This window comes from Weissella fangxianensis, from assembly GCF_024718545.1.
GTDB classification, from domain to species: Bacteria; Bacillota; Bacilli; order Lactobacillales; family Lactobacillaceae; genus Weissella; species Weissella fangxianensis.
The window spans coordinates 80,853-92,895 of record NZ_JAMXDB010000001.1; the positions used below are offsets into that span (position 1 = coordinate 80,853).

8 protein-coding genes are annotated in these 12,043 nt (G+C 30.3%); 7 read left to right on the plus strand and 1 reads right to left on the minus strand.

The window, feature by feature from the left end; genetic code table 11:
* The first annotated feature begins 16 nt into the window (after nt 1-16).
* The 7 genes from tagD (at nt 17) to NGR58_RS00385 (ending at nt 10,390) form a co-directional block, all read left to right on the plus strand.
* On the plus strand, nt 17-463 hold the full coding sequence (tagD, locus tag NGR58_RS00355) for a glycerol-3-phosphate cytidylyltransferase (RefSeq protein WP_258087770.1): 447 nt from the start codon (nt 17-19) through the stop codon (nt 461-463).
* 35 nt (nt 464-498) lie between these two features.
* Entirely contained in the window at nt 499-1,719 is a 1,221-nt protein-coding gene (locus tag NGR58_RS00360; protein ID WP_258087771.1) for an SGNH/GDSL hydrolase family protein, read from the plus strand.
* Between the two features lie 22 nt (nt 1,720-1,741).
* Nucleotides 1,742-2,176 (plus strand): hypothetical protein, encoded by a 435-nt coding sequence (locus tag NGR58_RS00365; protein WP_258087772.1) that lies wholly within the window; start codon nt 1,742-1,744, stop codon nt 2,174-2,176.
* Between the two features lie 22 nt (nt 2,177-2,198).
* A complete protein-coding gene (locus NGR58_RS00370; protein WP_258087773.1) occupies nt 2,199-4,643 on the plus strand; it encodes a glycosyltransferase in 2,445 nt (814 codons plus the stop codon).
* Nucleotides 4,644-4,646: 3 nt separating this feature from the next.
* Nucleotides 4,647-6,866, plus strand: a complete 2,220-nt coding sequence (locus NGR58_RS00375; protein ID WP_258087774.1) for a CDP-glycerol glycerophosphotransferase family protein — start codon at nt 4,647-4,649, stop codon at nt 6,864-6,866.
* 69 nt (nt 6,867-6,935) lie between these two features.
* Nucleotides 6,936-9,254, plus strand: coding sequence for a glycosyltransferase (locus NGR58_RS00380; RefSeq protein WP_258087775.1), 2,319 nt, complete (start codon nt 6,936-6,938; stop codon nt 9,252-9,254).
* 236 nt (nt 9,255-9,490) lie between these two features.
* Entirely contained in the window at nt 9,491-10,390 is a 900-nt protein-coding gene (locus NGR58_RS00385) for a DUF6270 domain-containing protein (RefSeq protein WP_258087776.1), read from the plus strand.
* A 757-nt stretch (nt 10,391-11,147) separates the two neighbouring features.
* Here the strand turns inward: NGR58_RS00385 and NGR58_RS10255 are convergent.
* On the minus strand, nt 11,148-11,456 hold the full coding sequence (locus NGR58_RS10255) for a transposase (protein ID WP_407077140.1): 309 nt from the start codon (nt 11,454-11,456) through the stop codon (nt 11,148-11,150).
* Between the last annotated feature and the right edge of the window lie 587 nt (nt 11,457-12,043).

Below are 12,043 nucleotides of genomic sequence, written 5' to 3' on the forward strand. Positions count from 1 at the left end.
AGAGGAGTTAGGAACTATGAAGAGAATTATTACTTACGGAACATTTGACATGTTGCACTACGGTCACATCAATCTATTGCGTCGGGCAAAGCAATTAGGTGACTATTTAATTGTTGTGCTGTCATCAGATGAATTTAATTGGGATTCAAAGCAAAAGAAAACGTATTTTTCTTACGAAAAGCGTAAGCAATTACTAGAGGCTATTCGCTATGTTGACCTGGTCATTCCTGAGAATAGTTGGGATCAAAAAGTTTCTGATATGAAAGAATATCATGTCGATACGTTGGTTATGGGGGATGACTGGGCAGGTAAATTTGATTTTATTGAAGAACAAACAGATACAGAAGTTGTGTACTTACCACGTACCCCAGAAATTTCAACGTCACAGATTAAGAATGATTTAAACAAGAAAAAATTAGCAACAAGTGTTGATACATCATTGATTGATGTATCGGGGAACTAGTCTCTAAGTAACCAGTAGTAGGGAAGATAACTCGTATGGCAGTTAACAGCAAAGTAAAACGGTTTTTGAAGTATTTCCATATTGGGAAGTCAACTAATGACTGGAAGAATAAAAGTATCATTGTTTTTGGCGACAGTATTGTTGCCGGTCAAGAGTTAGTACGTGAAGAAACACCATATCGTGATGCGGTATACGCGAAACTGGCATCATATTATTTGCATGCACATAAGTTAGAAAATTTTGCTGAAACTGGTACGGGACAGTTTAAAGGTCAACATAATTTAGATCAATTGGCTGGATGGATGCACAGTTTTGAAGGTAGTATTCAACATTATTGCCAAGAAATTCGCCAGGCTGATGTGGTACTGATTGCTTATGGAAACAATGACTGGAAACAACCTAATCCGGATGGCTCATTACATACGTTAGATGAAGTTAAAGTGAAATTGCGTGAGAATATACAACGGATTAGACGAATTAACCATCATATTCAATTAGTTGGTGTTTTAGAAACGTTGGCATTTCGTAAGCACAAGCCTGCCTGGCATTTAGAAGGGCCAAATGGCTTTACTTATGAAGAGATGTTATCAGCATTTATTGAAATTTACCAAGAATGTCAGGTGCCGATATTTGATATTCGTGATTATCACTTAGGCAATCATATTGACGAGTATGTTGATGATCGAGATCATTTTACACTAGCAGTGCATAAACAAATTGCTAAGTGTTTGGCGGATTTCGTAAGGCATGGTTATCAATCCCCAACACAACGTTTTGGGGAAACCGTGAAGTTTGTCTTTACAGATGATTTGTTTGAAGATTCACAAATGCGACAAGAATTATTTAAACAAGTTAGAAATCAGGCTAAGCAAGGAAAATGTTCCGAAGTATTATGGTTTGGATTAGTGGCAAATTATCAAACACAATTGGATAATTTATTTGCGGAAAATGAATTACCGGCTGATTTGAAAATAACTAATATTTATCAGTACTATGCGGCACCCTTACGTTATAACGGTGAGTTAGATGAACTATCTTTGAAGGAGTCGGAGCTCTTTAACTCAAATGATATATCGTTTATACATTTTGATGGAGAAAATAAAATTTCTTTATTAAACATTGATAATACATGGTCTGATGAAGTGACTAGCCATCAATTTAATGAATCTTGGTTAGAACATTATATTTCTCTTAAAGATCAAGTTTATTTATGGCATGATAATCAATTTGTACAAGTGAATCCGATAGAGATTTAAACTAAAAATGGAGTTTTGTGGGATGAAATTTTTGAATGAACAAGGGCAAGAAATTTCGCTTAAGCGAGCAGAAAATTTGCCAGGTTATGAAGTGACATTAGCAGAAGATACTGTTATTGATTCAGCAGTAAATAATCCTTTTTTTAAAGGTATTAATGTTTTACAGTTACCAAAAAAGTTAAAAGGATTTAGGGATAACTCAGAGTTGAAAACATTATTAGCTCCGCAAAAATTAAACTCTGGATTGAAAATTATTTTAAAAGAAGATGAATGTGCAATTTTTGAACCTGCTAAAGATTTGTCTCTTAATAAGCGACTGATTTTAGTTGACCGTATTTTTGGTGGGAACCAAGTTGTTCAGCCAATGTTTATAAATTTTGGACTTAAAAATATAAAGATGAGTTCAGGTACAGTCATTGGGACTATTCTAATCCAAAAAAATAATATTGAATTGTAATATTAGAAAGCGGAGTAAAGTGATGAAAGTTGAACAAATTAAAAAAATGGTACCTAAGCCAATAAAAAAAGTTATTAAGGGTACATTAAAAAAAGAAAACTTAACTGTCGATAATGAAAAAAATTTGTCTGTAGTAAATGATAGTGTTAATGCTAAAAACTTAGATAGTACAGAGACGGAATACAAGAAACTTGTAGAAGAGAAAAAAAGTAAGCGAAAAAACAATAAAAATTTCGATATTAGGGCTACATATGTTGAGTATTTTAGAAAGCCTTTAAAAAATCAGATTATTGTTATTGGAAGTAATGGAGGGAGCTTCTCTGGAACAGTAATATCTAAATTTGCAGAAATTATTAATAGTCAGGAAATGGATGTTTTCGTTGCTTTAGATAAATTGACTGATCCATTTCCATATAAGAAAGTAAAAACAGTAAAAAAATACAGTGTTGATTTTGTAAAAGTATTAGCACAATCTAAAGTGATTTTGACTCAGGGTACATTACCATACTATTTTCAAAAACGTGAAGGACAAGATGTTGTTAATACTCTGGATGAGATTACTGAACAAATTGAAAGTGTGTCATGGCCATTAGATATATCAGGTGTTAGACTACAACATTCAGTTCTTCAATCAACTGAATTAATAGCCCTACCAGGTGTTGATGTCAGGGAGATACTTCGTGTTCTTGGTATAGAAAGAATATATCAAGGAAACGTAGTTGAAAACTATAATATGAAGAAACATTTTGAGAATAATATTCAAAAGAAAAGTGAAAAATTCCCTTTAAAGGTTCCGTATGCTATAAAGAAATATAAAAAAAGTAATTCTACCTTAAGTATTATTCTGGTTCATTTGGAAAAGCTGGAAAGCTTAGATATAGTTAATACTCTAAAAAATATTATTGGTCAAAAAGAAAATAATCAAACTAATAACTTAATTTTAGTAGATGTCGCGCCTTATATTCATAAGCAGTTGTATAAGGACGAATTCCTGCAAGAATATATGATTGGTATAAATAGAAACATAGAACCATATATGGGAAATGTTACAGAGTTATATACAGATAGTTTAGAGTACTCTAGCTTTTTTACTAATATCAAAGTAAACCTATTAAATCATGTGCAGGATGAATCTTATTCAATAACTCCCTCTGAGCCTCTTAAAATTATAGAAAAAAGTTTTAATATTACCAATGATAGACAAAATATTTTAATGTACGGTGGAGGATTTTATAACAATGGTATTACGTCATCTGTCTTGAATTTATCGAATTATATAGATTATCAAAAATATAATTTGATTATAATTGAAAAGGGTGAATTTAAAGGTTCAGATTATGATAATATACAAAGATTAAGTCCTATGACAACAGTGATCCAGCGTTTTGGAGTAAGTGTATTTGATGAAAAAGAGCAAGCGCTTCACGAATTAATTACGTTAAAATCTGGTTATGAAAATTGGATGAAAAAATTGAACCCGTTTAACCAATATAGTAGAGAAGTCAAGAGAATGACAGGAATGAATGATTTTGATTATGCTATTGATTTTGGTGGTTATAGTAGTTATTATGAAGCACTTATTTTGTCTGTGAAAGCAAGAAAACATTCTATTTTCTTGCATAATGATATGTGGGAAGAAACAAAAAGGTTCGTTGACGGTAAGTTTATAATGCATGACACACTTATACGAATCTTTAAACTATATCAATTTTTTGATCGATATGTAAGCGTATCTGAAGAGGTAATGAAGCAAAATCAAGAAAAACTTGTTGAATATACCAATAGTGGGAATTTTTTTACAGTTAATAACTTGATTAATAAAACAGATATTCAAATAAAACAATCTGCTGATAATATTGAAGCAGTTCAAATTTGGAAAGAAAATTATTATATAATACGGGATACTGAAAATAGTAAAAGTATTGAATCAGGCACATTTTTAGCTCCATCTAATCAAAAATTTACTTTTGTTATGGCGGGGAGATTATCCCCTGAAAAGGGTCATAAAAAAATGATAGACGCGGTCAAGTATGTAAAACAACATACTGGTGCGAATTTTGAAATATTAATTTTAGGTGAAGGACCATTAAAAGATGAGTTAAATAAGTACCGATTGATACAAGGAGTAGGAGAAATTGTTAAATTTGTGGGACAAGTACCTAATCCGTACTATTATTTTAAGCATGCAGATGCATTTTTAATGACTTCAGATCATGAGGGACAACCTATGGTGCTTCTCGAAGCTGCTTCGATGGGGGTACCAATACTTGCTACTGATATACCTGGGAATAGGAGTGTGGTTTCGAAGGTTGGTGGTAAGTTAGTGGATAATACTGTAGAAGAACTACAAGAAGCGATGAAGACCACTATTGAACATCCACTACAATTACAAAAACCAGAATTTAATATTGATAGTTATAATGAATTAGTGTACCACGTGCTTGAAAAAACAGTTCTAGGGGAGTAATAAATGAGTGTTTTAGACAATTTTAATATAGAGTTAAGAAAACAATTTATACAAGCACATCAAATAGAAATTGAAAAAAGGGCTAAATCTAATAAAAATTATAGAAGAATAAATGAATATAGTGAATATATATTCAGTAAAAGTCATCCTATCAAACAAAACGTTATAATGTATGATTCCTTTTTAGGTAAAAGTATGACTGATAACCCATATGCAATTTTTTTAGAGATTTTAAAAAGAGATACGGAGCATAAGTATCATCATGTCTGGATTTTAGAAAATCCAGATAATTTTCAATCAAGGAGATTTGCAGATCTAGATAATGTAGAATTTATTAGGCCATATACAAAAAAACACTTACAATACTTGGCTATAGCAAAATACTTGGTAATTAATACCTCAATGCCATATTATTTTGTGAAACGACCAGGGCAAATTATGATAAATATGTGGCATGGGACTCCTATTAAAGGTATGGGAAAGTACATGGGTGGAAGATTTGGTCAGTGGGCTAACGTTCAACGGCAGTTTTTAATGACAGACTATATGGTTCATCCTAATGTTTACACTCAAAATATTATGAATGATAGTTATGACTTAAATAAAATATATGAAGGTGTTCAACTAACTGTTGGGTATCCTAGAGTTGACTTAATTCAAAGTACTGATGTGTCAGTTTTCTCGAAATTTTTAAATACAGTTGTACCAATTGACCCTAATAAAAAAATAGTGTTGTATGCACCTACTTGGCGAGGAAATCAAGAAAGTGTTGCGAATATGACGGAAGAATTTGTTCAAAATTCTTTAGCCATTCAAAGGTCTTTGCCAGAAGGTTATCAGTTGCTAGTTAAGGCGCACCAAATTGCTTATGATAAGGCTAAGTCAGATAATAGAATTAAAAATATTTTAGTTCCAAATGATATAGATACGTCAGAATTATTGAGCATAACGGATGTTTTAATTTCAGACTATTCAAGTATTTTTTTTGATTTTCTTATAACTGGGAAACCAGTTTTCTTATACGCATATGACTTAGATTCATATATGGCCGACAGAGGGCTATTATTAGATATTAATTCCGTTCCAGGAAATGTTGTACTGACTATAGAACAACTGTCGGAATCATTAAATAATTTAGATAATTATAAGATGAATAATAGTGAAAATGTTCATGATTATGTAGCATGGCAGAATGGTAAAGCGGCATCATATATTATTGATGAATTGTTTGATGTGACAGAAAAAATAACAAATGAATATGAAGTGAAAATAGATAATGGTAAGAGTAACATTGTCATATATTTAGATGGATTTGAGGATGATGACTATTATTCTAAGGTTCAGTTCATAAATTCTTTAGTTGAAAATAATGATAATAATATTGTATTACTAACCAAAGACCATTTTAATGATGAGGAGCTATTGCAACTATCACAAATAAGAATCGCATATAGTCATATTTTTAGGTTAGGGCAGGTTAACTATTCAATTGATAACTATGTACCTTATTCTTTAGCTAATCAGGGTGATATGTCAATGTATGAGAAAGGTAGCGTTCAAAAAATATTTGAGGAAGAAATTCACAGAGTAGTACCGTTAGAAAAAATTGATCAATTTATTTATCTAGGAAAAATGATGAATGTTTTTGAAAATAATTTATTTGCATTCGGTATGCATGCCAAAAAGAAAACATATGTTAAAACAACTTCATTCTATAGTGATCAAAAAACACGTTTAGGTATATCTAAGAATGAATATATTAAAAAACATATTTTCCCGCAGTATTCCGAAGTTATCGATTTAACTTCTATAAATAGTGAACCAATTTTAATTGGGGAAAATTTTTATTTACCGCTTGTGTTTAATAATGAATATGTGAGCGCTGTTAAAATAGAAAATGGAAATAAATTATGTGTAATAGCGAATAATTTCCTAGATTTTGATGAAACATTTGGTATTTATAACTTACAACGTTTAGTTAATGAAAATTCATATGACGCGATTTATATATATGGTGATGAAGAAAAGTTCAAAGATTATTTTGACGTAGAGAAAAATATATATTTGATTGATTCGAAAAAGACCAATTTAAAAAATATTTTGCCGCTTGTCTTAAATTGTTCAGAGTTAATGCTTGATGTGAAAACAATTAATAAAAACAATAAGTCATTTTATTCATATATAATAGAGAAAACAATAAATATTACAGATATGAATGCTTAATAATACTAACTTTAATCAAAATAAATCAGATATAGGTTATTTATTAACTTTCTCTAGAAAGGGCTTCTAATGAAAAAATATTTTTTAACATCGACTGTTGAAAATTATAGAGACATGTCTATTCTTCGTGATAATAATTCAGAAGATTATATTGTGTTGCTGGATTATACGGAAGATACGTTTTCGATCCAACAGTTATTTAATGATTTTCATGACAATCATGCTCTACATATAATGGGCTGGTTAGCAGAAAATGGTGATTTCTTAGAAAAACAGTATATTGATGATTTTGATCAACAGTTCACAAAAGAAGATGGATCTGTTATTCAGAATTATGACAATGAACAGCATAAATCAGATTATTTTTATCACGATAGAATTTTACGGTTAATTGTTTTACGTGATGAAAATGAAAAAGAAAGTGAACGATTGTATCTAAATAAGCATGGAAATATTATTCTTAAGACTAAGGTTCACTGGGATAATTTTAGTAAGAAATACTTAACCGATTCCTTTGAATTTAAGTTTAATGGCCAATTGGAACAATTAGGTATGGAATCTGAGTTTATTCATTTTTTCTTGAATCATTTTTTACAATCAGATAATGACAGTTTAATTATTGACGGTAATCAGTATACGGAGACTTTAATAAATTATGAAACAAATTTACAAAAGTTTTTTTATATTAACCAAATGAATAAAAACAATCTTTTAATGATTTATGAATATGCCCATAGTGGAATAACAATATTAGTTAATTCAGATAGGGAAAAATCAAATCTTATACAACAATTTTCTTTTCCTGTGAATTCTATTATTACTTATCATGAGTTGATAAATAAAAAATATTCTATGATAAAACGTTCCTCACGCAAAGTTGTAGGTGTATTAACAGGTGGTGTTTCGCCAAAAGCAGGCGGGTTAACAGGGGCATTGTATAAACGAATAAAGTTCTTAAAAGAAATGGGCTATCAACCTTTGTTGTTAACTTTTGCGAATCAGGACTCTGTAAAATTATATGAAGACTCGGTAAAAGTAGGACGAGCTGTAAAAAATCCAGTTTATAATTTATGGTCTTTTTTAAGATCTCGGACTGTTTTTTTTGAGTCAGAACGAATGAATCCAGAGATGTTAGCAATGTTTAATCAGGAAATGTTGCGTGGTATCACTAATATATCGATTGTCGAAAAAGATAATGATATAAATGTTAAATTTTCATATATTAAAGGTAAAATTTATAGATTTAATGGCTTTTCCGATAGTAGTATCTTTTTGAAGGAAACTTTTGAAAATAACATTTTGAAGAAAAGAGAATATTATAATAAATATGGAATAAAGGTTCGGCAAACAACGCTTTTGAACGGTAAAGTTGAAAATACAGAGTCATTTTATTATGAAGGAAAGCTTTTCTTAACTACTGGCCGCATATTCAATAATGTAAGAAAGAAATATTTTACAACTTGGTATGAAATTCCAGTGATAGATGGGAAAAGAAGATTTAATGCATATTATGAGTTGCAAATTTACTTTATGTCTAGGCACTTTGCTTATGCAAATGCATTGTTATTTGTTGAACATCCTACAATATATACTGCTGTTTCAAAGTGGCAAACTAGGCACTATATTAATGTTGTTTTTCATAGTACTCATCTAACATATGGAACTAATAAATTAAAGGGTGCTTATGATAGGGTTGTTGATCAATTAAACAGAAATATTAATCAAATAATTGTACTTACTAAATCAGCTAAATCCGATTTAGATGCTAGAGTAAGTGATTCAATTAAACAAAATATAATTGTTGAACCACATACAATTGAGAAAAAGGATATCTTAGTTCCTTTTGAGAAACGACCTGATTACACAGCAATTAGTCTTGGACGTCTAGATAAGGATAAGCGTGTAAATGATGTGATTCAAGCATTTGGATCGGTTGTTAAACATTTTCCACAGGCTGAATTATTTATTTATGGTGAAGGTCCTGAAAAGAATAATTTAATTGAGCTAGTAGAAGAGTTAGGTATACAGGGTAGTGTTAAGTTTATGGGATTTACTCATGAAACAGATAATGCCTTTCAACATGCCACTGTTCATTTGTTTACTTCTAAGTTTGAAGGATTTGGATTGACGTTATTAGAAAGCTTAGCGAACGGGACGCCTAATATTTCTTATGCGGTTGATTACGGCCCACGTGAATTCGTTAATTCTGAAAGTTTAGTTTCGGATGGTGATGTAAATGAATTTAGTAATAAAATTATGGAAATTTTTAACCACCCAGAAAATAAAGTTAAACGTTCAGAAAGAGCTATAAATTTTAGTGGGAAGTATACTGATAAGGATTATTATAATCAGCTTATGCTTATTGTTGAAAAGGGTTTCGAATCTTAATTTTTAAATCTGCATTGGTGTCGAAGGAAATTTCATGAATAATAATAAACTTAGCTTTTTGTGGAGTAACGAAGCAACTTAGACATTACTAGTATTATCTGAATAAAAATATAACAAGAGAGTGAGCAAGTATATTGTGGGTAATTTATTGGAACTAATACTAATGTTGGGTAATAGTGTATAGTTTTATGAATAACACAACAATAGGTTACAGTTTATAAATAGTAGAGGAATATATGGTTAAAAATATTGCGGTTATGGGTTCTTGTTTAACAAGAGATAATTTTAATTCTAAATTTAATAGAAATTATAAATTATTCTTCAAGGTTGTGGCAGGAACACATCAGACTTCTATGTTGAGTTTGATGTCAGATCCCATAAATTTTTTAGAGAATGAAAACTTAGAGACGTTTCGTGATTTTGATAAGTGGCAATTACGTCAAGAGTTGAATAAAGAGTTTTTGTCATTACTTACAACTCAAGATGTGGATTATTTAATTTTAGATTCATGGGTAGAATTATATTACAATGTTATTAAATTGGGCGATGATAATTTTATATCAAATAATCCAAAATTTAAAGATTTAAAATTTTTCAAAGATAAACAATCAAAAATAAGCATGGTACAAGATACAGATGAATATTTAAATTTGTGGAAAAAAAAGGTGGATTTATTTTTTAAATATTTACAAGAGTATGCCCCAAATATTCAAGTAATACTTAATCAGTCAAGGTTTAGTGATACCATGGAAGATGGCACGACTATGACGGATTATCGTAAGATTCGGAAATTTATGACAGTTGATGTAAATAAGTTAAATTCATTATGGGACATGTTAGATGATTATATTATAAATAACTATGATGTGTTAGTTATAAATATGAAAGAAAAGGAATATTTTTTAGATAGGCATCATCCTTGGGGACCGTTTTATGTGCATTATACAAAGCCGTTTTATGACGATTTTCTTCATCAATTAATAAAAATTGATGAGAAACAGACATTATCAAAAATTACGGAATTAAGAAATAGGGTTATAGGATTGGAAAAAAATATCTCGAGCCTAGAATATCAATTAGAGAATGCACAACATAGCAATATCTTTACAAGAATGAAAAGGCATAAAAAATCTTAATCCTAAAGCTATATTGTATTTAACTATAAGTTATATATGAAAAACTACCATAAGGTGCTATAAGTAATCAGAATACACATTATAAAGATAATATTAAATTTAATAATAGATATTTTTATTTTTGTAAATTGGTTATTCCTTAAATAGTATTGATGAAAAAATTAATTAATTGAATGGCTTAAACACCAATTAGCTGGATTCTTTATGAGTTTGTCTGTTTTTTGTGAGTAGAAACTCTCTTTACAAGCGATTAATATGGACTAAATCCCAAAAATTAGAGGGAAGTTTAGACCACTAACTTATTGGAAAGATTGGCTCTGTGTCAGATAACCTGAAAAATGGTAAAATCGACTAATTAGGTTCTTGTATTAATAAATTCATGAAATTTGCTTTAACTTGGTGACGATTAAATAAGTGTAGACGAATTATGAAAAAGTAATTATATTGGTTACCATATCCGTAGGCCGTCCGGCCAATTTGTTTAATACGAGATTTGCTCCTTCAATACGTTCATTGGAAGAAAGAGTTGAAAAGGCATTTTTAATACCTTTGGGATGTTAATATTGCTTGATAAACTTTATAAGCTTGCTTAAAGTGGAGCGATAAAACAAGCACTAGTTGTAAAGCATCCTGAGGGTACATGTATTCATTAATTACTTTGAACCAACGATTTTGGTTTAAATCCAGTTTGGTAAGGTTGGTAATGAAGAACTGCCAATTAGATTTCAGTAATTTATAAATACGACTGTGTTTATTGTTAATGGTCTGTTGAATAGTGATTCATGTAAGTTGGATAGCTTTTCATTGCCAGTTGAATAATATGGCAACAATAAATAATTATTTTGGCATTGGGAAACATCTGTCTTAGAGGAGTACTATATTTAGCATTCATGTCTGTGATAATACACTCTACTCGTTGCCGATTAGTTAAAGCGTAATTAGACAAATGCTTTCGAATATTTGTACTGGTCCGATTTTTAAAAAGTTCAATTAAGTCACTAGTACGTCCATCAATCATTTCAAAACTATATTGATGTTTAGCGTAATGAAACTCATCAAGACAAATAACCGTTGGTAATTTTTAGAGTGTAATTTGTTTGGTAGGTCTTAGCTGCGTGATGCATTAACTGATTTACTTTACTCGTTGATAGATGCAAAGTATAGGCAGTATTTTTTCTGAAATATCACGTTTAGCCAAATCGATGATTTGTTGTAGTAAAGATCGTGAGGTTGATGACCTTTCCACAAAGTCTGGTGATTGTGCAACAAAGGTACTCCAGTAACGACGACATTGGTAATGTTGTTTCGTTAAATATAGAATTTGTTGATAACCATTAGTGGTAGGCAATTTATACTTATCGATATCAGCACCTGATAAATATAAATAACCAGTTAAATCAAAACCGCATTGTGGGCAGTGTTCAGGGGGCGTGACTAGACTGGCTTTATTATAGTTATAGTAAAACTAAATGATGATAATGCCCGTAAGGGACTAACTCATTGAAATTACCATCTTCAGAAATTATAAATTTAATATTTTTGTCTGTTGAACCAACTGAATTTAGGATAGAATCATTAATGGACATCAATAAATATCTCGTATCTGTTTTTTTCGTCGATTACATTTTGCGCTGGTATCTTATTGGTGTCTTT